General features: G+C 48.8%; 16 protein-coding genes, 1 tRNA gene and 1 pseudogene. 5 read left to right on the top strand and 13 right to left on the bottom strand.

The annotated features are described in order from the left end of the window. The first annotated feature begins 451 nt into the window (after window positions 1-451). The 5 genes from LQZ19_RS00630 to LQZ19_RS00610 are packed head-to-tail and all read left to right on the top strand — an operon-like array spanning window position 452 to window position 10,871. Window positions 452-3,886, top strand: a complete 3,435-nt coding sequence (locus tag LQZ19_RS00630) for a helicase-related protein (RefSeq protein ID WP_411045692.1) — start codon at window positions 452-454, stop codon at window positions 3,884-3,886. Further along, window positions 3,883-6,825 carry a DUF1156 domain-containing protein gene (locus LQZ19_RS00625; protein ID WP_411045691.1) on the top strand — a complete coding sequence of 981 codons (2,943 nt, stop codon included), beginning with the start codon at window positions 3,883-3,885 and terminating at the stop codon, window positions 6,823-6,825. The genes LQZ19_RS00630 and LQZ19_RS00625 overlap by 4 nt, the downstream gene beginning before the upstream one ends. 32 nt (window positions 6,826-6,857) lie before the next feature. Beyond that, window positions 6,858-9,647, top strand: a complete 2,790-nt coding sequence (locus tag LQZ19_RS00620; RefSeq protein ID WP_411045690.1) for a DUF499 family protein — start codon at window positions 6,858-6,860, stop codon at window positions 9,645-9,647. After that, entirely contained in the window at window positions 9,644-10,681 is a 1,038-nt protein-coding gene (locus LQZ19_RS00615) for a PDDEXK nuclease domain-containing protein (protein ID WP_411045689.1), read from the top strand. The genes LQZ19_RS00620 and LQZ19_RS00615 overlap by 4 nt, the downstream gene beginning before the upstream one ends. Then, a complete protein-coding gene (locus LQZ19_RS00610; RefSeq protein ID WP_411045688.1) occupies window positions 10,668-10,871 on the top strand; it encodes a hypothetical protein in 204 nt (67 codons plus the stop codon). The genes LQZ19_RS00615 and LQZ19_RS00610 overlap by 14 nt, the downstream gene beginning before the upstream one ends. A 974-nt stretch (window positions 10,872-11,845) precedes the next feature. Here LQZ19_RS00610 and LQZ19_RS00605 read toward each other — a convergent pair. From LQZ19_RS00605 to LQZ19_RS00545, 13 genes and pseudogenes are all read right to left on the bottom strand, one after another. Beyond that, window positions 11,846-12,058, bottom strand: coding sequence for a hypothetical protein (locus LQZ19_RS00605; protein WP_411045687.1), 213 nt, complete (start codon window positions 12,056-12,058; stop codon window positions 11,846-11,848). A gap of 894 nt (window positions 12,059-12,952) precedes the next feature. After that, entirely contained in the window at window positions 12,953-14,389 is a 1,437-nt protein-coding gene (locus LQZ19_RS00600) for a DNA primase family protein (RefSeq protein WP_411045686.1), read from the bottom strand. Beyond that, the gene (locus LQZ19_RS00595; RefSeq protein WP_411045685.1) at window positions 14,340-14,723 is read right to left on the bottom strand and encodes a hypothetical protein; all 384 of its coding nucleotides are present in this window, start codon (window positions 14,721-14,723) and stop codon (window positions 14,340-14,342) included. Before LQZ19_RS00595 ends, LQZ19_RS00600 begins: the two co-directional genes overlap by 50 nt. 195 nt (window positions 14,724-14,918) lie before the next feature. Then, window positions 14,919-15,122 (bottom strand): helix-turn-helix domain-containing protein, encoded by a 204-nt coding sequence (locus LQZ19_RS00590; protein WP_411045684.1) that lies wholly within the window; start codon window positions 15,120-15,122, stop codon window positions 14,919-14,921. A gap of 300 nt (window positions 15,123-15,422) precedes the next feature. Then, a complete protein-coding gene (locus LQZ19_RS00585) occupies window positions 15,423-16,778 on the bottom strand; it encodes a tyrosine-type recombinase/integrase (RefSeq protein WP_411045683.1) in 1,356 nt (451 codons plus the stop codon). A gap of 146 nt (window positions 16,779-16,924) precedes the next feature. Further along, window positions 16,925-17,006: transfer RNA gene (locus LQZ19_RS00580), tRNA-Tyr, on the bottom strand. Window positions 17,007-17,151: 145 nt separating this feature from the next. Beyond that, on the bottom strand, window positions 17,152-18,207 hold the full coding sequence (hydE, locus tag LQZ19_RS00575; protein ID WP_411045682.1) for a [FeFe] hydrogenase H-cluster radical SAM maturase HydE: 1,056 nt from the start codon (window positions 18,205-18,207) through the stop codon (window positions 17,152-17,154). 30 nt (window positions 18,208-18,237) lie between these two features. Continuing rightward, entirely contained in the window at window positions 18,238-19,677 is a 1,440-nt protein-coding gene (gene hydG / locus LQZ19_RS00570; RefSeq protein WP_411045681.1) for a [FeFe] hydrogenase H-cluster radical SAM maturase HydG, read from the bottom strand. Window positions 19,678-19,687: 10 nt separating this feature from the next. Then, window positions 19,688-19,954: a TM1266 family iron-only hydrogenase system putative regulator gene (locus LQZ19_RS00565; protein ID WP_411045680.1), complete on the bottom strand. Its 267-nt coding sequence runs from the start codon at window positions 19,952-19,954 to the stop codon at window positions 19,688-19,690. Window positions 19,955-20,238: 284 nt separating this feature from the next. Further along, a complete protein-coding gene (locus LQZ19_RS00560; RefSeq protein WP_411045679.1) occupies window positions 20,239-21,606 on the bottom strand; it encodes an aspartate ammonia-lyase in 1,368 nt (455 codons plus the stop codon). Beyond that, a complete protein-coding gene (gene hydF, locus LQZ19_RS00555) occupies window positions 21,603-22,823 on the bottom strand; it encodes a [FeFe] hydrogenase H-cluster maturation GTPase HydF (protein ID WP_411045678.1) in 1,221 nt (406 codons plus the stop codon). Before hydF ends, LQZ19_RS00560 begins: the two co-directional genes overlap by 4 nt. Before the next feature lie 3 nt (window positions 22,824-22,826). Continuing rightward, the gene (locus tag LQZ19_RS00550; protein ID WP_411045677.1) at window positions 22,827-23,411 is read right to left on the bottom strand and encodes a hypothetical protein; all 585 of its coding nucleotides are present in this window, start codon (window positions 23,409-23,411) and stop codon (window positions 22,827-22,829) included. Between the two features lie 214 nt (window positions 23,412-23,625). Next, window positions 23,626-23,888: pseudogene (locus LQZ19_RS00545) on the bottom strand (hypothetical protein); the annotation flags it as partial.

Genomic DNA, 23,888 nt, shown 5'->3' with positions numbered 1-23,888 from the left:
CATGTTGCAAGGCAAGGTAGATAATTCTATATAGAGAAACATATTAGGAAGATTTACTAGTTTCAGGACAGCGAGACCCGGCAAGTCCCCAGTATAGAAATTTCCGGCAAAACCTGCCGGGTGTTCCATTCCTGAAATGGATGAGGATCTGAAAGACAAAATAGGAAGAATTCTCACCTCTCGACTATTTGTCTGGAAAATGGTCGAAACCCAGATCTTTGAGACTAAATGTATTGTTGTTTTTAAGGTAAAATACAAGGCTATCAATAGGGAACCCAAAAAAGTCATTATTTAGAAAAGTAGAAGGTTGCAAAATAGCCATCTGTCTACTTTTTCATACATTTAATTAATTTTTGGATTGTTTTTGCCCCATAGCCCAAATCACTGCAAAGACATATAATAGTTTTTTGTTTTCTTTTTGAAAGCCTATTCCCCAAAGGAGTTTGTTTACATGTCGGAAGCACTGCCCATTAGAGAAGGGCAAATAGTAAAAAGCCCCCTTTTTAACGAACCCATGAAGGTAGAGACCATCCGCGAAGATGGTTCAGGCGCTTTAACTATTGGTATGGTCGGCACCCAGACTGAACGGTTCCGTAGAGTTACGCTTACACCCGAAGAAATCGCCTCCCTTACTATTCTAAATGAGATCTATACCTATAATGGTGATGGTAGGCTCCTTCGTCTGGGAATCCAAGCCTACTCTCTTGGCATCGCCTATGAATTTGACCCTTATTTTGGCCTTTCCATATCCAGAGTAGACCCCCTTCCGCACCAGTTAGAAGCTGTTTACGATTACCTTCTAAAGTTGCCCCGTGTTCGTTTTCTTCTTGCCGACGATGCCGGGGCTGGCAAAACTATTATGGCGGGCCTTTTAATTCGGGAACTGGAACTGCGCGGCCTTGCCGAGCGTATTTTGATAGTTTGTCCAGCCAACCTTGCTTTCCAGTGGCAGCGGGAACTCAAAGAAAAATTTGAGACCAAATTCGAAGTGATGAAAGGCAGCGATATTCGTGAACAATTCGGCTTTAACCAATGGCAGGAGAAAAAAAGAGTCATCACTTCCCTTGACCTTGCTAAGCGGGAAGATATTCTTCCCGGTTTACAGCAAACCCGCTGGGATCTCGTTATTGTAGACGAAGCCCACCGTATGTCCGCTTCCGATGAATCCCATAAAAGTCAGCGTTACAGGCTCGGTGAATTACTGAGGGATACCACAGATCATCTGCTTTTATTAACCGCTACACCACATCGAGGCGATCCAAACAACTTTACGCTCTTTCTGCAATTGCTTGATACTGATGCTTTTGCCGATGTTAAGTCGATACATCAGGCCATGGAAAATCGTTGTGCCCCGTTCTATTTGCGTCGTACAAAAGAGGCTATGGTCTATTTTCCTGAACAAAAAGAAGATGGTACTTGGGCGGCGAAAAAAATATTCACCAAGCGAATTACACGTACTGTTGATTTCAATATTGATGGCCCTGAGTACGAATTATACAAAGCGGTTACCAATTTTGTTCGAGAACAAAGTGTCAAAGCTGCCGCTATGGGTGATACTCCTCGCGCTCGTGCTGTAGGTTTCTTAATGGCCCTCTATCAACGCCGTCTTGCGTCCAGTACCTATGCTATGCGCCATTCTCTTGAAAACCGGGCTCGGCGTCTGGAAGAAGGTCTCAAACATGCTCAGCAACTGGCAACCCAGGCTCCTCTTGATTTACCTACCGAAGAAGAACTCGATGAAATGGAAGATATTGAACGCGAACGCCTCGAAGCAATTCTTGAAGCTATAACAATTGCAGGGAATGAAACACAAATTCAAGAGGAAATACAAAAGTTAAAGGAACTTGCCCTTCATGCCCAAGAAATAGAAAATGCGGGAGTAGAAGCGAAACTGTCCCGTCTGAAAGATTTACTCCAGACAGAAGGTTTTTTTGATCATAACGACCAACGCCTTCTGGTGTTTACCGAATTCAAAGACACCCTCAATTACCTCATGTCAAAATTCAAAGAGTGGGGTTTTAGTGTTGGTTGTATACACGGCAGTATGAAACCCGGTTCCCGTGATGAAGCTGGTACACGCCTTTTTACTGAACAGCAATTCAGGGAGGGGGCAATACAAATCCTTGTAGCTACCGAAGCAGCCGGTGAAGGTATTAATCTTCAGGTTTGTAATATCCTTTTTAATTACGACATCCCCTGGAACCCCAACCGTCTTGAACAACGCATGGGGCGTATCCATCGTTATGGTCAACGTAAAGATTGCCTTATCTTCAATTTCGTGGCCACCAACACCATTGAAGGCAGAGTCCTTGGAACCCTGCTTTTCAAATTACAGGAAATCCGTAATGCTCTTGATGACGATGCGGTATTCAATGTGGTGGGCGAAGTTCTGCCTTCCGCCCATATTGAGCGGGTATTGCGCGATTATTATGCCGGAAAACTTGGTGACGCCGATCTTGAAGACAGATTGTTAAGAAATGTTGATGAACAGCAATTCCGCGCCATTTGCCAAAATGCTCTGGAAGGCCTTGCATCAAAAAAACTTAACCTCGCCATGCTGGTGGAACGCCGTGCAAAAGCCCAGGAACATCGAGTAGTGCCAGAAACCATATCCCGTTTTCTCTTTGAAAGTTCCGATTACGTGAAAATGCCTTTTAAAATTGTAGCCGGTATGCCCCATACCTTTGACCCTGGAAAAACGCCTTCGTCCCTTCATCGTTTTGAGCGGGAAGATGATTGGCGGCTCCCTGCTCTGGTAAACAGGTATCCCCGCTGTTCAACTGACCGTGAAATCGCCGAGAAACATACCCTGGAATGGGTAACTCCTGGACATCCCCTTTTTGAGGCAATTCGCCGCCATGTTTCTTTATCTGCCCTTGATGTCTTTAGCCAGGGTACCTGTTTCTATTCTTTGAATAACGAACAAGCTACCCGCATTGATTTTTACCGTGCCCGTGTAGTTGATGGCTTGGGACAGATTATTCATGAACGTTTCTTTGCTGTACAATTAAAAAAAGACGAAATTCCTGAACTTTGTGAAAGTAGCGCCTTAGGCGATTTTACTCCTGCAACGATTCCTGATATCTTACCCCAAGTAGCGTTTATCCCGGAAGCGGATGCCTTCATGCAGACTAATGCGTATCAGCCCTTTCTTGAAGAAATTCGCAATGAACGGCTTTTAGAGCTTAAGCGGATAGTTTCCCATGTTGAATTATCGCTAAACGAACTTATCCAAAAGGCCGATGAAGAAATTGGTAAAATTGCTGCCGAAGTTGAAATGAAAACACCAGGATCCGAGGGCCGCCTCATCATGGCCGAGAACCGCCATGATGAACTTCGTACCCGGCGTGATAGGCGCAGAGAGGAACTTGAAAGGCAACGTTCTCTTTCGCTCCAGGGTATAGAGCGCATTACCAGTGTTCTTGTACTGCCGCATCCTGACCGCGAAGACAGTGAAGTACGCCACCTACGTCAAAACCTTGAGACAGAAGCAATTGCTATGCAGATAGTAATAGAATATGAGAAAAAACGTGGTTGCCAAGTTGATGATATTCATAAGAAAAATCTTGGATACGACATTACCAGTCTTGAGCCCTGCTCCGGCGAGCTTCGTCTTATCGAAATAAAAGGCATTGGCGCGTCTACGGGAAATATCCTCTTAACCCCTAATGAACGTCATGTTGCCGAAGACCGTCCAGATTGCTATTGGCTCTATATAGTAACAAATTGCGATACAGACCCTGTAATGCAGGATCCGATACAAGACCCGGCGAGATTCCCCTGGAACGAAGTAAAAAAAGTCGCTCATTATACTCTTGCAATTAATGCCATGACCAAACCTATGGAAGTGCATGAAAATCCTCCGCACTACGGAGAATCGAAATGATACCTAAAGAATGTAAACGCCTTGCGGAAGTGGACTTCCCCCTGTCGATTGTAAACTCAGCCTGTGTAGAAGAAAATAACCGTAAAACCCGCATCGAAAGCGGGCATATTTCTTTGCTCCATTCATGGTGGGCTCGCCGTCCTTTATCTGCCTGCCGTTCTTTGCTCTTAACATTATTGTTGCCTGATCCATGTGATGCTGCCTGCCCGAAAGAATTTAAAACCAAGGCTAGAGAAGTTTTATCGAGTGAAAAAATAGGCCCAAAAGATAAGGATCTTCAAAAAGCCCTATTTGATTTTGTCTCCAAAATCGCCCCCTGGGATTCTGTCAATACCGCCGGATTTGTTTCTACTGCCCAGGATCTCATCAAAGCAGCCTACGGGAACGATCCCCATGTGCTTGACCCCTTCTCAGGTGGTGGTTCCATTCCGCTTGAAGCCCAGCGTTTGGGTTGCGAAGTTACTTCCAGCGATCTTAATCCTGTCGCATGGCTCCTCTTGAAAATCGCCTTGGAATGGTGCCCCCGAAAGGGAACCGAGCTTACTAAACAATTTGATATCTGGTCCGATTGGGTATTAAAAGAAACGGAAAAACGTCTTGCGGTATATTACCCCGCTGATGATCAGGGGCGGAAACCCCTTGCGTACCTCTGGGCAAGAACCGTCAAGTGTGAAGGATCGAACTGCGGCGTTACTATCCCGTTAATTCGCGGTCTGCAGCTTTCAATATCGAAACAACGAAAAAAGGCTTTGCGTATTAAATACCCTTCCGGATCAACGGATCCATCTATCGATATTTTTTCCTACAATAATGATGGTGAAATTGAAAAAGGTACGGTTGCCAAAATGAAGGCAACCTGTCCGAAGTGCCATGTGGTAACTCAACGCGAGCGGGTACAGGCTCAGTTGAGGGACAAACACAGCGGATCCGATGATGCAATACTTTTCGCGATAGCCCGCGAAGGTACCAATGGTAAAAAGGATTATTTTAAACCAACTGCAAGAGACTTTGAAGCCTTTAATAAGGCTGCAGAAAAAGCAAAGTCTATTCATTTTGATATGCCTTCTTTCCCACAGAATGACACACGGGCTTTTCCACCTGGACCTTATGGAATAAAAACATGGGAAGATGTTCTCGCACCTCGTCAGAAATTTTCACGCTGGATTATTCATGAAATAATTGAAGATGCCCTACGGGGGGCGCAAAAAAAGATACATGATAAAGAACTGTTCAACGCTTTAGCCGCCTGCCTCTATATCGCTTATTCCGATAACAGTCAGTATCATACTTCACTTTGTGTCTGGCTTTCAGAAGGTGTAAAATCTATATTTATACAGGGTTCGGGTATTCCATTTCGCGCCGATTTTGTGGAAAGTAATCCATTAAGTAATAATTGCGATGGATTAGGGTATTCAGTCCGCAGTATCCAAAGCGCCCTTCATTTGCTTACAAGTACCCATCCACATCCAGTTTCTCCCTTGTTGGCAAATGCCTTGGACCCGGTATTGCCCGATGAATCGGTGGATATTATCTTTACCGATCCGCCCTATGCAAATCAAATTCCGTATGCCCACCTTTCTGATTTTTTTTACGGATATCTTCATCTTGGGCTTAAGGAAAGGCTGGCTAAATCCTTTGCTGCTGGGCAGACCGAAAAGGCTCGTGAGCTTACCGAAAATCGTGCCGTTTCCGAAGGTGGCGTACATGACCGTCAATGGTATGAATACGGTATGAGGCAGGCTTTTACCCAAATGAAGCGTATCATTCGGGAAGATGGTGTTGCTTCTTTTGTCTTTGCCCATAAAGAGACCGACCGCTGGGAGGCCTTGGTTTCTGCTCTTGTTCAAGCTGGCTGGTGTACCACGGGTTCTTGGCCTATAGCCACAGAACGTCGTCAGCGTATGCGCGGTCAGGGCTTTGCGGCACTGGAAACTAGTGTACACCTTATTTGCCGTCCCCGCCCTGAGGACGCTCCCATTGGCGATTGGGATAAGGTCCTGGGGGAACTTCCCCGACGTGTTGGCGAATGGATGGAACGGCTTCAGGGAGAAGGTATCCGCGGCGCGGATCTCATTTTTGCCTGTATTGGCCCAGCGCTGGAAATATTTAGCAAGTACAGCAAGGTCGAAACCGCCGATGGGAGTGAAGTCACCCTTACCCGTTATCTCGAAAAAGTTTGGGAAGTAGTGGGTCGATCGGCTCTTGAACAAGTCCTTGGAACCGCCGAAGCAAAAGCCCGTAACGGAGCCGCAGGGGCGCTTGAAGAAGATGCCCGTTTAACGGCTTTGTTTTTGTGGACATTACAGGCTTCCAATAATAATTCCAGCGGTGATTCTCCCGATAGCGGTGCTACCGGACAGGGAAACGGTTTATCTTCACCTGACGAAGAAGATGATGATGACACAGGTAGTAAAAAGAAAAACGGCTTTACCCTTACCTACGATGTAGCCCGTCGTTTTGCCCAGCCTCTCGGCGTGGATCTGCATAAATGGGAAGGCCGTATCATAGAAACCATAAAAGGCGATGTCCGCCTGATTCCGGTAGCCGAGCGAGCAAAACAACTTTTCGGCGATGAAGGCGCCCAAGCAGTAGCGCAGGAACTGGAGCGCGATCCCGTCCAAGTCCTGCAGCTATCCCTGTTTCCTGATTTCGATATACCATCCACCCCTCGTATCCGCGGACGAAAAAGGGCGGGTTCGTCTTCTTTGGACGATATTGAATTCAGCTATCAACAGCAGGCTACCACTCTGGATCGTGTTCATGCCGCAATGTTGCTTCAGGCTTCAGGTCAGACCAATGGCCTCCGTTCACTGCTAAAATCCGAACAGGAACGCGGTCCCGATTTCTTGCGTCTTTCCAATGCCCTTTCTGCCCTGTACCCACCAAACAGTGAAGAAAAACGTTTGTTGGATGCCATGTTGTTGGCAATACCGAGGTAAAACTTTATATATGTTTTTAAAAGGAAACAGAAATGGAATACTGGTATAATGTTGCAATTCCCCGCAAGGAAGTCCGCGAGGGCCGTTCCTTTAACCCCGATGAATTTGCTATCCATCTTGAACAGGTAATCAACAAAACGGCCCCCGAAGATTACAGTGACCCCGGCCAGTTTTTTTCCCGTACCTGTTTTACCCGCGCCTTGCGGGAACATACTGCTATGGTTTTGCGCCGTTTATCCGGCGAAACAGCCAACACCGCCCCGGTAATGACCCTCATTACCCAATTTGGCGGAGGGAAAACCCATACCCTTACCACACTTTATCACTTGGTAACTTCTGCTAAAAAAGCCGCTGATTATTTTGGCGTAGCAGAACTCCTAAAAGAAGCAAATATCTCAAGTGTACCTGAGGCAAAAGTCGCCGCCTTTGTCGGCAATTCTTGGGACCCCACTCCCGGCAGGGAGACACCATGGCTGGATATAGCCTTTCAGCTTGCAGGAGATGCCGGTATTAAAGAACTTGGTGAATCCGCAAAAACTATTCCCCCCGGCACCGAAGCATTGATCCGGGTATTTAAAGCGGCAAATAAACCTGTTCTATTATTGTTCGATGAAGTATTAAATTTTCTTAACCGCCACCGTACTATGGCTGAACATTTTCATGCCTTCATCCAGAATTTAACAGTCGCTGTTACTGGTACAACCTGTGGAGCGGTGTTAATTAGTTTACCTCGAAGCCAGACAGAAATGACCGAATGGGATATGCAGTGGCAGGATAAAATTACCAAAGTAGTCCGCCGTGTTGCAAAAGACCTTATCGCCAATGATGAAGCTGAAATCGGCGAAGTTGTCAGGCGTCGCCTTTTTGAGAGTATTGGCCGCGAAGAAACCAGAAAAGCGGTTGCAAGAACCTATGCCGAATGGTATTTCGAGCACCGCGCCCAGCTTCCTCCCGAATGGACTTCCGTTGATACTTCTGTTTCAGAAGCAAGCGCCAAGGATCTGTTATATAAACGTTTTGAAACCTGTTATCCATTTCACCCTGCAACGCTTTCCGTATTTCAACGTAAATGGCAAGCCCTTCCCCAATACCAACAGACCCGCGGAACTCTGTCCATGCTTGCCCAATGGGTATCCCAGGTTTTTCAAAGTGATCATATAAATGCAAGAAAGGAACCGCTCATCACCCTCGGTTCCGCTCCTCTTGATATTCCGGAATTCCGTAGTGTTGTACTTGGACAACTTGGTGAATCTCGCCTCCTGGCAGCTATCAATACTGATATTTCAGATAATCAATCCCACGCCCAAGCGCTTGACGCCGATACATCCGGTCCATTGCAAAACATTCACCGAAGGGTAGGTACGACAATCCTTTTTGAATCCTCAGGAGGTCAGGTTGAGAAAATCGCACACCTTCCGGAACTTCGTTTTGCCCTTTGTGAACCCGAAATAGATACAACCTCAATAGATACTGCTGCTTATAAACTGGAATCTAAATCATATTTTATCCGTAAGGTAGGCTCCGATGGTTATAAAATTGGCTATCAGCCTACGTTAAAAAAGGTAGTCTCTGACCGCCGCGCATCCCTTGATGAGGAAACAGAAATAATACCCGCAATTCGGAAAACAGTTGAAGAAGAATTCAAACGTAATGCGACGATTCCAATAATTTCCTTTCCTGCAGATGAAATGGCCATTCCCGATTCTCCTAAATTGACTATGGTTGTAGCAGATCCGTTAATTGAGTGGTCCGGTGAGGAAACCGGTACATTTCAAATGCTCCGAAAAAAAATAGCAAGTTGGACTAGTAATCACGGAACTTCCCCTCGCCTGTATCCGGGTTCTCTTATATGGTGTTTTAAAAGACCAGGTCGTGAGCTGCGTGAATGTATTGAAAACAAGCTCGCTTGGGAACGAGTACATAGTGAAATCCGATCCGGCACTTTGGGTAGCGACTTTAGCAGGGATGAAACAAACGATATAGGAACAAAAACATTAAACGCAAAAGATTATGCTAAAGAGGAAGTATGGGGTGGTTACCGCTATGCGGTTATTTATGATGCTTGTGAAAAGGATTCTCTCAAAGTCATTGATCTTGGCGCTGGTCATTCTTCCGCCTCCGAAACGCTCTGCAGCAGGATACTTACTGCCCTAAAATCCAATGCCCTGCTGAACGAAACCGTAGGCGCGGGTTACATAGAGCGCAACTGGCCGCCCGCTTTAAAGGAAACAGGGGCTTGGCCTTTATCCAGCCTACGACAGAGTTTTCTCAATGGTTCTCTTACCCGTCTATTGGACCCTGATAGTGCCTTGCGATTAAAAATTTGTGATTTTGTATTTCGAGGTGAATTCGGGTTATCCTCAGGTAAAAACGCTTTTGGTACCTATGGCCGTATTTGGTATCAGGAACAGGTATTTCCTGAAGAAGTCTCCTTTGAGCCGGAAGTGTATTTACTCTTAAAAAGTCAGGCGCAAAAATTAAAAAAAGTTACAGAGCAATCTGAATCCTCTGCTGAAACTTCTCCGGTGCCCGACACACAAAATACTCCAGAGTCACCTGTGCCTGATTCGGTACAATCTAAATCAACGCAAATATCTTCAGCCCGTATAGAGCAAAACATTATCATATCTGGTACAATTCCACCGGACTCATTTAATCGCATCGGTACTAGATTAATCCCAAAAATTCGTTCAGGAAAAAATTTGCGGATTAATTTGTCAATTTCTTTTTCGATAGATAACGATGCCTCTCAAGACTTGTTAGATGACTTAATTCAGGCAATTAATGATATTGGAATCTCAGAGGATTTGAAGGTAGAATGAATAATAGTCAACTTTCCTTTATCGCCTCAATCAAAGAAAAAATTCGCCTTGCCCAATACGAGGCCTTAAAAGCGGTGAACACCCATCTGATAAACCTCTATTGGGATATCGGCAAGGATATTTCGGGCAAACAAGCCGAAAGCTGGGGCAAATCCATAGTCCCGGTATTATCTAGTGAACTGCAAAAAGAATTTCCCGGTATCAGCGGTTTTTCCGTGTCAAATTTGTGGTACATGGCGCAGTTCTATTCGGAATATCACGATGTTGAATTTCTCGAACCACTGGTTCGAGAAATTAGCTGGTCTAAGCATATTGCCATAATGAAAAAATGCAAGGATACTCAGGAAAGGCGCTTTTACATCATGGCGACAAAGAAATTCGGCTGGTCAAAAAATGTACTCATAAATCAGATAGGCAATAAGACCTATGAAAAGTACCTTTTAGGCCAAACCAATTATAATACCACCCTCCCCGAAAATATACGGAAACAAGCCATCCTTGCGGTAAAGGATGAGTATACCTTTGATTTTCTGGACTTGGCCGACGAACACTCCGAACGGGAACTTGAATCAGCCCTGATGAATAATATCCGCTCTTTTCTACTTGAAATGGGGAATCAATTTGCGTTCATCGGTAATCAATTCAAAATCAAGGCCGGTAAAAAAGAGTATTTTATTGACCTCCTTCTTTACCATCGGTCTTTGCATTGTCTTGTCGCTGTCGAACTTAAAATAGGTGAGTTCCAGCCTGAATACAAAGGCAAAATGGAATTTTACCTGACTATCCTGAACGAAAAAATCAAACTAAGCGATGAGAATGATTCCATCGGAATTATCATCTGTAAAGAAAAGGATCGCACTATCGTCGAATACTCCCTCAGAACAAGCCCCATGCCCATAGGCGTGGCGACCTATACCACAAGCCCCAAACTGCCAAAGGACTATAAAAAGCTTTTACCGGACAGCAAAGCTATAGGTGAAAAAATAGATGCATTCTTTGAAATTAATGAGGATCATGAAAATGCAAAGGAATAAAGAAAATATCGACAATTTTATAGTTGAAATGACTGCACTTTCCCGGAAATACGGCATTGCAGTACACGGATTTGACGGTGGGGCATTTTTGACTGATAGTGAAAACATGGCCAAGGAAATCTGTAAGGACGGTGATTTTTGGTGGAACGAAAAAGAACAAAAGTATGAGATAAATAATATAAAACTTTGACTTCCCCGATCACACATTAAAATCGGTGATAAGCTGCCGCATCTTTCCCCGTTTTTTATCATTCATCTTAGCGTCCAGTTCGTCAGTCGTATAGATTGATGTAGATAAGCGTCAACAGCATGGGGCAATTCCGGTTCGCCTAAAGTCGTATCTTAGCCAATGGTTCCCCAGGTGCTTCTCCAAAACCACCGGCTCCCCGTACCCTAACCAAAAAAATAGACAAAAACCGTCCCGGTTTTTCTCAACTCATTACAGGCTGGTTTTGTCATAAGGCTTCATCGGCTAAAGCTCCAAACTCCGAGGAACCTTTTCCCAGCCTGGTCCTCCCCCTGGCCCAGCCCTTCCTTCCGCTACGTCCCTTCGGTCCTTCGCTCCCCCCAGGCCCGTTCCAGTCATGCCGCCCCAAGCCTGGCCCCTGTGCCGGACCTTCCGGTCACTTCGTTCCCTCCAGGATCCGGCACCGCTCTCCGTTTTCCGCCCTGGTCCTCTCGGTATAATCACCAGAGCCGGTCCTGCCGCCCTTTTTTACGCTGGCCCTTCGGACCAACGTAAAAAACCCCGGCGCCCTCCCGAAGATAAAGAGTGGCATCCACACGGCTAATCCCCAAACAGACCGGAACGGAACATCCCCTACGGCGACTACACTCCCTCTAACAGTAACGGTCGTTCCGGCGCATCCGGGGACGCTCCGCTCCGGTCTGCTATTTCCTCTAAGCATCAAGAAGACAAGACGCCTCTCGTACTACGCCCACCCCGGGCCGCTTCTTCCATGACGCTCAGAGTACTCCGGTGGTGGCGTATGGGCGGCCTGTATTACCCCTCCCCCTCGCCGCCGCCGGGCTTCCCCCTCTCAAAGAGAAAACAGGAGGGGTTTACTCTCTCCACTCCGCTGTGCTCCGTTCCGGTCGCAAACCCGTCCCTCAACGGCTCAAAGGGGGAGGAGCAGCCCACGGCCGTAGCCGTGGACCGGAAGGTTAAAAAAACACCGGCATCCATGCCGCTGTTTTTTTCTCACAGGCGGCGTCCTGCCGCCCCACCCATACACCACCACAGAGGGGCGTACTATGCCCACCCAGATTTTCGTCTTCCCATGAAACCAAGCGAACTTCATCTCCCGGCTGATGTAAGACGTAATCTCCACCGCTGATGAAAACCTGCTCCCCGGAAACCGTTACATCTATCGGCAAAGACCCCCACCCCTTGGGGTAGGCGGCATGAATTGACAGTGAAAGTATCATCCCCCAAGAGGCTTCGCCATTTCCTCCGTAAAACCCACCCACCCTTTCAGGGAGGGTGGGCCTCAGTCCCAAATTGCATTATTTCAGATGTGTAAACCGCCCCTACGGGACGGCCTGATTCCCCCAAGTGGTTTCACCACTTTTTTAGCAAAACCCGTTACCCCTTCGGGGAAACGGGCCGTATCCTGAATTGCGTATTTACCGATGGATGAACGCTTCCTGCGGGAGCCACCTTCACCGAAAGGCGAGTTCTTGGCCGAGGTCCCGAGCAGCATCGCCACCGTTAGGTGTACCGCCCCCTACGGGGCGGCCTGATGAATTCCACCCAGCGCCAGCCTGATAATTTTCTAATGTATGGTTAGTGCAGGATAAAATCAACTTTGGGGAAGCCCCTATAGGGCTTTTCTTTCTTATATACTTTCCCTTTTTTATACCTTTATGCTACACAAAAAGAAGAATACTACATTGTAAAGAATATAAAGGAGATTCGACCTTAATTCAAATTGAATTCTTGATTGATATTTTTTATGATGAAGGGGGGAGCGTGCGTTTCCTAAAATTGCTCATTTTTGTTAGCCTTGTTATTTTTTAATGCAGCCCTGCCTTAAAGTACCGGACAATGCCTCATTAAATACCAATGCAGACCAGCAAAGATAAACATAGCCCATCAGAAAAAAAGAACCCATGCTTTCTTGACGACCAAAACGGAAAGGGGCGCGGGGAAACCGGAGACCGTAAATATGCTATGTCCTTTTCTAATTGAAAGTGTGGGAGGTATAGGCTTAATAAATGTCTTTATTTCGATAACTTATTAAGTCTAACCAAATTTTTAAATCGTAACTACTATTCCTTGACCGTAATATTAACCCAATGCCGCGCTTCGCTGGTTCGTTTCTGTCCAATTCCCAGCTCTTTTAAACGCATCCCAAAGAACTTTTCAGAACAAGCATGTTCATTGTTTTCTTCGCACCAGTCCTGGTAACATTTGAAAAGCTCCCGTGATCGTATTCTCGCCCCCGGCTTCTGCTCACAGCGATCCTTTATAAAGCTGCCGATAATGTCCATTTCCTCCCGGTATTCATCGGTAGCGCTTTTCACTTCCGCAGGTATGGCCAACCCTTCTGCTTTCCACCGCATGGCCCCTTTAATAAGCCAGTTTAATATTCCCGAAGATTCAGCAATAAGTTTATCCCCTAAATGCAGATCCCTTTTTGTTTCGTCAATCGTGGTATTAAAGGGAATAGTTCTGATCCGCCGCCAAATCCCGTGATCGGTCCGGCTGATTGTCGGCTTATGGTTTGTGGCCATGAATATCTTGAAAGTCGGAAAGAAATCAAAATATTTCCCGTATAGGAATCGGGCGGTCATCCGGTCATTGCCGGTTATCTGTTTAATCAAGGATTCCGACAGTCTCCGTCCCTGTTCCGCTTCCGTGGTGGCGACAAAATGCATACCCCGCAGCCAGGCAATGTCATTGCTGATTCCATCCCCTTGCCGCCGCATAAAGGTTTCAGTCGGGGTAGAAGTCGCATAGTCCCCCAGGACATGCATGATCACATTGATACAGGTATTTTTACCGTTTGCGCCGTTGCCGATAAGGATAAACATGACCTGCTCGCTGGTGTCGCCCGTTATACCCCAACCAAGGGCGGTTTGCCAAAAGCTAACCAACCCACCTTTAAACTCCATTATTTCCCGGATAAATTGCTCCCAGAGGGGGCAATCTGCCGCAGGCTCATACGAGACGTTTGCCATCTTGGTGATAAAGTCTTCCTGCCGGTGTTTCCGGAATTCTCCGGTGGTCACCTGTATCGTCCCATTTTTTACATTAAGCAGAAAAGGATCCTTATCCAAATCAGCCACTTCAATGTTCAGCTTGGGAATAAGGCTTGCCGCTTTGATAAAGGCTTCACGCCGCCGCATCGATTCACTTTGTATAGCCGCCTTTTCAATAACATCTTTTTCATGGTAATCGACGGTTTTTAAGATTTCATCATAGATAGAGCGGATCATTTCTAAACCTTTTTGATGAATCAAAGCCCCCTCGTCTACTTTCCAGTAGGAACCATTCCAGACCAGCCATTTCTTCCATTCCGGGACATACCGAATATCCGTACCGTACTTTTCCATAAGCCGTTCGGCGTTGGTCGCGTCGGTAAACTGAAACAACCCTGCTTTAAGCATATGAACCCGGAATAAATCGTTGTCCTGCTCCTGGATATTCTTTTTTTCACGGAATTCTGCGGCGGTATGCGGAGCAGAATTTGTATCGTAACCCATTAAAATCCTTCCTTGCCTGTACGGCGCAATACATCTTGAAAAAATAACACATCTGATCAAGGGCTGTTTCTTTTGTGACCGGAGGCATATTGGCCTGAACCCGCCTTTTCGTTTCGTATAAAAAAAAGAGGCTTCCGGCCTTGGCTGCCCACTCCTCATTGATGAAATAGGCCAGTCCTCGGTAGACATCATCAGGCAGATGAATATGTTTTTGCCTAAACATATTCATTACCGCTTTGGCCATAATCGTTTCTTCCGTGAGGAAGTCAGATAAAATCCTTCGTTCCTTCCTCGTTTTGAAACGATGTTTTTCCGTTGGATTAGTAAATCTCATGGAATCCTCCCTTTCATTTGTCACTTCTGTCATAGAGGCGGCTCACTTCCCGCGTGGTCAGAAGCCGTTGTAGGTGATAATCCCGAAAGGTCAGCTCAAAACAAATCTTCCCATGGGGCGGAACCATTTCGAGTTCCTTGGCGATATCCGTTTTAATTTGGGCGAACAGAGTTTCCGCGTTGGGGATTACTTATATCAGACCTCTGGTCTGCCGCATTGCTGCGCCTCCTGAACCGAAGGGACCCGAACGGTGGTGATAAATTGGACCAGGTCATCTTCGGTAAACCGATAGACACCGCCAATTTTCCGATAGGGGATACGCCGCAGTCGGATCAGACGGCGTACCGTTACTTCGGAGATACCCAGTTCTCCAGCTGCCTGTTTAATGTTTAACAACATACATTTTCCTCCAAATAATTTATTTGAAATAATCCTGTCTTCCATACAGATAATTTTTGCATAGTTCATTGCTGCTCTCCAAATGATCTGCGCAATGTATCAAATGCGCGAGGGTTGGGGGATGGTCGCCTTTTTCATAAATTGCATACTTTGCAGGAGGAAGAAGCCGCAGGCTTGCAAAATGCCCTAAGTAGTCCAAGGTGTTGGTGGCTCTTTTAGGGGCAATTTTGGAAAAGCCCTGGACATAAAATTGAACTGGCCCCGCAAAATGCGAGGCCGATTCAATTACACGCCCTTTGTTTATGCCCCTTTTTGTTCCGGAAACTTTAAAATGCCCCCGAATACTTCGCGCCCAGCATTGCTGACTTCCTTGATGTTATCTTCGGTAATATGGTCGGCGTATTGGTCAAAGACCGCACGGCTTTTGTGCCCAGTAATGCGGGTTAGCTGCTCCGCAGTCATCCGATCACTCATCCGCGCCGCCCAATAGTGCCGCCAACTGTGGAAAACGATATTCCGCGCCTTCCAATCAATTTTTTCCTGTTCCCGGCCTTCTTTTTCAAACTTCTCATTCAGTTTTTCAATTGCGTCATGGAGACCGTCAAGAATCAAATCATCCTGACAGGGCTTGTCATTGGTTAGGCTGTAGAAAATATAGGCGCCTTTTCCATGCAGTGTTTCCGCTTCATCAGCAAGCGCCAGTCGTTCGGCCTTTATTTCGGGGTACAAAGGGGCTTTGCGTTCATCGCCATTCTTTGGGGTTTTAAGTCCGTCCAGGCGACTATAGGAATGGCGGATATGCAGGCTTTGCTCCCCGATATCCTCACGCCGCAGCGCCAGGATCTCTTCGGCTCTCATCCCGGTAGTTGCCGCCACCTTATTTGCCAAATATGCACGCTTTTCCGTCCATTCAAGATTGAATATAGTCACGGCTTCTTTTTCGGTTAGGATCCCCCGCTTTGCAGGTTTCCCGCTAAACCGGGCAATGCCCTTGCAGGGGTCTAGCGGAATATAGCCCTCCTGGGCTGCATACGAAAGGGCAGACGTACCCAAGACCATTATCCCATTTATAGTTGAGGGGCTGCGTCCGGTATCTGAAAGGCCCAAGCTAAATGTTTTGATATCCTGCCGGGTGATACTATTCAAGGCCCATTCCTTGAAAAAGGGTTCCCAGTAGTTTATCACCCGGCCATGGTTTAACATGCAGTGATGCCGCCCGATACTATGCCCATGGGCAAGTTTATCCCGGACATAGGGGCTTTTTTCATAATCCCAGAATTCCTTGAGGTAGTCGATAAAATTGACATTTCCCTTTCCGGTGGCAACGACCGGAAGATCTATCAGGCCCTTTGCCCGGAGCGCCGCCACGATGGCAAAGGCGTCATCACGTTCCAGGACGGCCTTTTTGATAGCCGAAAGAATCCCGGTCCGGTCAGCAACAACGCTTATGGGCTTGCTTTTGGCACTTTCCGTCCCGGCAAGGTAGCCCGGTTGTTTGACCACGGGTAACCCGTCTTTGAGCCAGTCAGCCACCACCAGCAAGGCTTCGTCCCGTGTCTGTTTGCCCGTACTCCGCGCATTGAGCTTGACCCCAGCTGGCGTCAAAAGCTCGGCGTAAAACACCGAGCCCCGCTTATGCAAATAAAACCTGCGCATAAACCCCATCCTTTGGGAAAAGGCCGGACTTTAGTCCGATTTCTCATACCTTTTCTCATAGTGATTTGATTGATGCGCAGGTTTTACCTGTAGCATTCTCTCTTTACAGTTTCTAATTCCTTGCAACGCAAGGAATTAACTCACTTTGGGGAGTGAAGGATTCGAACCTACGAAGGCTGAGCCAACAGATTTACAGTCTGCCCCCTTTGACCGCTCGGGAAACTCCCCTAATAACGGTTGTTATGATGAACGATTATCGAGAAAAAATCAAGTGGTTTTTTGCCAAGAATTATCATTCTGTATCATAACAAACTGTACGTATTTTCTACCCTACCCCATATATAGCGTACTATATCCCCAACGCCTGGATAGCTTACGGATCGGGGGAGCCTTTGAATGCGGGAACCGCAAACTCCACCCGGGAATCTCCCCGGCTCATTTCCGGGATAAAGCCGTAATCCCTTATCCGGCCTTCCATGCAGAACCGGCATTCTGCGGCTTCATCGCCGGTACAGATCTTGTTGTCGTAGAGGGCGTAGAGTTTGCGGACTGCCTTTGGAGAAAGGTTGGGCATTACTACGTTGGCCCCGGCTAAAAGGCCTAGTTCCCGGCCCAGGGGGTTTATGGTTCCCAGGGCGGTGGTGGCGGGAAGCAGGGTCTTGGGGAGGAGCAGCCGGGTCAGGGCTAGCATCCTCAGGGTTTGTTCCAGGCTTCCACCAGGGCGGCTGCCGAAGGGGGTGTCACCCTGTGGGATGAAGGGGCCTATGCCCACCATGTGGGGGTCCAGTTCTTCTAAGAAGCGGAGATCTTCCAGCAGGCATTCCGGGGTCTGGTATGGGGTTCCCACCATAAACCCTGCGCCCACCTGGTAGCCGATATCCCGCAGGGCAAAGAGGCAGTCCTTCCGTTCCACCAGGCTCAAAACCGCGGGGTGGAGCTTCCGGTAGTGTTCGTCATTGGCGGTTTCGTGACGGAGCAGGTAGCGGTTTGCACCGGCCCGGAAAAAGCGCTCGTAGCTTTCCCGCTTCCGTTCGCCGATGGACAGGGTTATGGCGTGTTCCGGGTATTTCCGGCGTATGGCCTCTACCATTTCTGTGATGCGGTCGTCGGTAAACCAGGGGTCCTCCCCGCCCTGGAGTACGAAACTCCGGTAACCAAGCATATCCCCCATTTGGCAGCAGTAGAGTATCTGTTCCGTGGTAAGGCGGTACCGCTCAGCATTGCGGTTACCATGCCGTATGCCGCAGTAGTAACAGTCGTTCTTGCAATAGTTGGTGAATTCGATAAGCCCGCGAAAATATACATCCCGGCCGTATTGTTCCTCACGGACTTCACGGGCGGCTGCGTAAAGGGCCGCAGCCTCGGCGGGATCATCGGTGGTAATATAGTGTAAGATTGCTGCGTCACGGGATAAATCTATTATGCCCATCTCAAAACATACTCCCTGCGGCGCCTGCCCTTAAAAATAGAAATCCCGCTTGCCCTGGCTGATTTTTTCCAGATTCGCCGCTGCTTTAAGGCGGATCTTTTCGTTGGCGATCCCCGGCAGTTCCCGGGCGATAGCGGCGGCGGCCTTCTTTTTAAAGGGCCCATCTCCGTAATCCAAAGAAAACTCAGAGAGGGTCATCAGGGCATTGGGGAGGCAGACATTTTTGATCTGCCCGGACTTGGCAAGGCTCATGAAGCGATCCCCCGTACGGCCGCTGCGGTAACAGGCGGTACAAAAACTGGGGATGTAGCCGTCGTCCATAAGCTCGGTGATAATCTCCAGGGCGGTCCGTTCATCGTTCACAAAGAACTGCGGGTTGGAATGCTCCTGCCGTTCCCGTTTGGCGTAGCCCCCCACTTCGGTGCTGGAACCGGCGCTGATCTGGGAGATCCCCAACTGCAGGAGTTTGCCCCGCATGGCGTGATTTTCCCGGGTGGAGAGGATCATCCCCGTAAATGGTACCGCCAGCCGTATGATGGCCACGATCCGCTCAAAGGTGGCGTCATCCACCATGTTGGGAAATTCGGCGGAGTCCGTCCCCGCGGCGGGACAGATCCTTGGCACAGAAATGGTGTGGAACCCCACGTTGAATTTTTCTTCCAGATGTTCGTTGTGGATCATGAGACCCAATACTTCAAAGTAAGGGTCGGCCAGGCCGAAGAGAACTCCGCCGCCCACGTCGTCAATACCTCCCAGGTGGGCCCGGTCAAAGGCGGTGAGATGGTAGGCGTAATCCTTCTTTGGCCCCGAGTGGTGGACCCTGTCGTAGGTAGGCTGATGATAGGTTTCCTGAAAGAGGATATAAGTACCGATGCCGACATCATTGAGCTTTTTATAGTTTTCCACGGTGGTGGCAGCGATATTAACGTTAATACGCCGGATCTCACCATTTTCAAATTTCATATCATAAATAGTGTGCATACATTCCAGGATATAATCGATAGGACATTCCGTATCGTGCTCCCCCGCTTCCAGGGCTATACGCTTGTGGCCCATCTGCTCCAGGATCTTTACTTCCTCCCGGACTTCATCCATGGTAAGTTTTTTCCGGTTAAATTCGTGGCCGCAGTTGTAGCTGCAATAGCCGCAGCGGTTCACACAGTAATCGCTCACGTAGAGGGGTGCAAACAGTACGATACGGTTACCGTAGATATGCCGCTTGATCATTCCGGCGATAGAAAATATCCGCGCTATATGGGCGGGGTTTTTTGTGGTAAGCAAGGAAGCAATTTCAATGTGATTAAGCCCCTCAAACCGTTCCGCCTTGTCCAGGATTCTCCGGATAACATCGTCCCCGGTATATTTCGCCTTGTCCAGAAGCCCCTCAATATAAGCCTGATTTATAAAGGCCTCCGATTGTAAATCCGGCGTTTTTATTACCGCCGCAGTATCCATAAGTTCCGTAAGCACCTATTCCCCCCTAGTTGTTTTTATCGGATTTAAGATCGCTGGACACCGCAGTCTTTATGGTTACCCCGGGAAGGTTCCCCAGTTTTCCCGTAAGGGCGTTTATCTCGTCCAGATCCCCCTGAAGGGTGATGGAAATTACCGCCAGGTCTTCCTCCGCAACGGGAATACCCATCCGGCCCTTGACGATTCCTTTGAACAACGAAACTGTGTCGTTAAAGGCTTTTTGGCTGTCCCGGGGTTTTTCCAAAATAGCCCCGATCACCGCTATTCGTCTCATATTTACTCCCTTGCCTTGTGTCTGGGGATAAAAAAACCCCGGAATTATCCCGGGGGCGATATGACAGGGCGATAAACCTTCCATATTACCCTCGGACGGCCAGAACCATCGTTTAGACGGGACTTAGCCAACAAGGTCTAATGAATATTTCCCACTTCCGGGCAAGAAAAATCTCGCCCGACATGGGTTGTCTAAATAATATCACGGAATGTAAAAAAATGAAAGCTAAATTTTCCGAATCTTAGGATAAACATACGCTGATGAAATGAAAAACTTCTCTGCGTTTATCCTGTCCGAATCGCCGCATCCAGGGCTTTTTGTATCTTTTCCGGGTCTCCCCTGTTTTCCGCGATAATGGCGCTCACCCGGTCATACCCGAGCTTATCGCCATAGGAGGCGGCAAAGGCATAGGAGGCGGCTAGCAGTTCGGCGCAGCGTTCCCGGTTGGGACTCAGCGATTCTACGCACCGGGTACGAAAGAGGAATACTGCCCGGCGGAGGAGGGAGAGGCTTTCCAGGAGCGCATCCGCAATGATCGGGGAAAAGGCGTTGAGTTCCAACTCCCCCCGGGCGGCGGCGGCGGTGACGGCATAATCGTTGGCCGCAACCTTTATCCCAACCTGGATGACCATCTCGGGTATCACCGGGTTCACCTTGCCGGGCATGACGGTACTCCCCTTCTGAAGCGGCGCAAGATGGATTTCCCCCAGGCCGCCGTAGGGCCCTGAACTTAAAAGCCTGAGATCATTGGCGATCTTGGTGAGGTTCACCCCCAGGCTCTTGAGGAGCCCCGAAACTTCTACAAACACATCGTTATTCTGGGTAAGGTCCATGGGGTATTCCGCCGCCGCCAACCCCATGCCGCTAAGCTCCCGCAGTTTTTCTATCACCTCAAAGCGGTAACGCCGGGTCAGCTTGTCCGAAAGCCCCACCGCAGCGCCCCCCAGATTCACCTGCCGCAGCCGCTCCTCAACCTTATAAAGCCGCCACCGGTCCCGGCCTATGGCCTGGGCATAGGCCCCGAACTCGGCCCCCAGGGTAATGGGTACCGCATCCTGAAGTTCGGTGCGCCCCAGCTTTTTAATATCCGCAAATTCGTTTTCCCGTTTCTGGAGCGCCTCCTGCAATTTGGCGCATCCATCGCTTAGGTCCCGCAGCAGTTCTATCGCAGCAATACGCAGGGCCGTGGGGTACACATCGTTGGTGGACTGCCCCCGGTTTACATCGTCCAGGGGGTGAACAATGTCGTAGGCCCCCGGCGTTTTCCCCAAAATTTTCAGGGCCAGGTTGGCGATCACCTCATTAACGTTCATGTTGGTGGAGGTTCCTGCTCCGCCCTGGAGGGCGTCTACGATAAACTCCCCCTCAGCCTCCCCCGCAAGAACCCTGTCGCAGGCTTCAACAATGGCCCGGCTTTGTTCCGCCTTACCGTTTTTGCCACAATCCGGGCTATCGCCCTGTCCGTCACTCTCGGCAATCTTCCCATAAGCCAGGGCCGCAGCTTTTTTAATCATCACCATCGCGCGGATAAGCCTGAGATTAGTTTTTCTGTACCCCAGGGAAAAGTTTTCCTCCGCCCGAAGACTCTGGAGACCGTAAAGGGCCTCATCGGGCAGTTTCCGTTCCCCCAGCTCGTCCCGTTCCTTCCTCATGATTCGTCTTCCAGTTCCGCCAGGATGTGGGGAAACACCGCCACACTCCGTTTCAGGATACCCTGGATATGGGCGATCACCGTGCCGTAGTTGGTAAAGGGTATCCCCTGATCCGCCGCATTGGCTTCCCGGTACCGCATCTCCCGTTCATTGAGCATACAGGCCCCGCAGTGGATGATCAGATCGTAGGGGGAAAGGTCCCCGGGGAATTCTCCCCCGGAAGTAAAGGCAAACTCAGGCGCCTTGCCGGTGTATTGTTTGATCCACCGGGGAAGTTTAACCGTGCCAATATCGTCGCACTGACGGTGGTGGGTGCAGCCTTCGGCGATGAGAATACGGCTTTTGTCATCCATACGGTCCAGGGCCTTTACACCCCGCACCGCAGCGGCGAGGTAGCCCTTGTAACGGGCAAAGAGGATGGAAAATGAAGTGAGGGGAATATCAGCGGGGGTGTCCGCAGCAACCTTGGCGAATACCTGGCTGTCGGTAATCACCAGGCTCGGCTTCTTCCCGATATTTTCCAGGGTTTCCCGAAGTTCAAATTCCTTTACCACCACCGCCACGGCATCCGCCTCCAGGATATCCCGGATAGTCTGCTGTTGTGGAAGTATCAAGCGTCCCTTGGGCGCAGCCTTGTCGATGGGAACCACCAGGATCACAAAATCCCCGGGCCGGATCAGGTCCCCAACAATTTGCAGTTTCGTTTCATCGGTTTTGGCAATAACCCCGATCCGTTCTTTCAGTGTTTCTATGTTGTATTTGGTTACGGCGCTCACATAAATAGTGTTTTCGCCCTCCGCATTTTCCGCAGGAAGACTCTCCAGTAAATCACTTTTATTGTAGGCTATGATGAAGGGAACCCGCTTGGCCCGGAACAGGCGGATAAGTTCCTCGTCCGCCTCGGCCTTGCCGGTGACGGCGTCTACCACCAGAATCGCTGCGTCGGTCTTGTTTAAAACCTGCTTGGCCCGGCGGACCCGAAGCTCCCCCAGCGCCCCCTCGTCATCGATCCCCGGGGTGTCGATGATCAGCACCGGACCCAGGGGGAGAAGTTCCATGGCCTTGGAAACCGGATCCGTGGTAGTGCCCTTGATATCCGAAACGATAACCAGGTCCTGGTTTGTAACGGCATTGACCAGGCAGGATTTTCCCGCGTTCCGCCGGCCAAAAAAACCGATATGAATGCGGTCTGCCGAAGGAGTGTCGTTCAGTCCCACCGGCTAACACCCCACCACCGTTACGTCTGCATCATTGAGCCACTTAATCCGCTCACCCCACGCAGGCTTATCTGGGCGGCGATCAAAAATAATCAGGTAACACTGTACCAGGGTCCCGCTGTTTGCGCCGGCAAAACGATCACGGTAACCAAGGGTTTGTTTGATACCCTCGGCCATCAGGGGCTTGGGGGCAATCAATGCGGACCATTTACGCAAAATATCATTGAGCATATTGCCAGGATTGGTATCGCTTGTTTCCGGAACCGGCACCCCCACTGCGCCGGACTGAGCTCTAATGGCAGAACAAATAGTCCGCATGGACTTCTCAGGTTCGCCTACTCCCTGGCAGGCCTCTACGGTGACATAACTGGCAATAGCCTCATTTCCTGCGTTTATTTCACGCATCCAACTTTGCAAAAAAGTGGTTTTTCCGGTTTGGCGGGGGGCATGGAGTACCCAATAGAGCTTATCTTCAATGTAACGTTGAAGCTGAGCGTCTACAAGCCGTTCTGCCGGGGGCAGCATATAATGATCATCCGGATTACAAGGGCCGGTAGTATTGAAAAATCTGACTTCGCGTTTACCCATTCTCATTTTATTATACCCGAGCGTGGGAAAAAATAAAGGTATGAATTACCATAATCAATATATAATATGACTACTATACACTCAGGTCTCCTTCATTATTGTAAGGAAATATTTCTGACGGTTGCAAGGTCAAAGCCGGTTCCTTGAGCAACCTGCTCCGGACTTCCATGGCCGCTTTTTCTCGGAACATGGTCCGCGCCCAATGTTCCCGTCCCTACTCTAACCCGGCATCCCGAAGTTTCTGCCGAAGCTCCTGATTTTCCCGGACGTTTTCTTCAATCACCCGGTCCTTTTCCTCAATCACTCGGGCCTTTTCCTCAAGCGCCAGCCGGGCTTTTTCCTCAATCACCAGCCGGGCTTCTTCCCGACCCTTCTGGTATGCGTTGTACATGCCGGAGTTGTAGTCCATGGCCGCTTTTTCCCGGAACATGGTCCGCGCCCAATGCTCCCGTTCCCGGCTTATCTTCTTTAACGCTC

This window comes from Treponema primitia, assembly GCF_046533075.1.
In the GTDB taxonomy this organism is placed as follows: Bacteria; Spirochaetota; Spirochaetia; order Treponematales; family Breznakiellaceae; genus Termitinema; species Termitinema primitia_B.
This window is presented reverse-complemented; position numbering and strand designations above follow the sequence as displayed.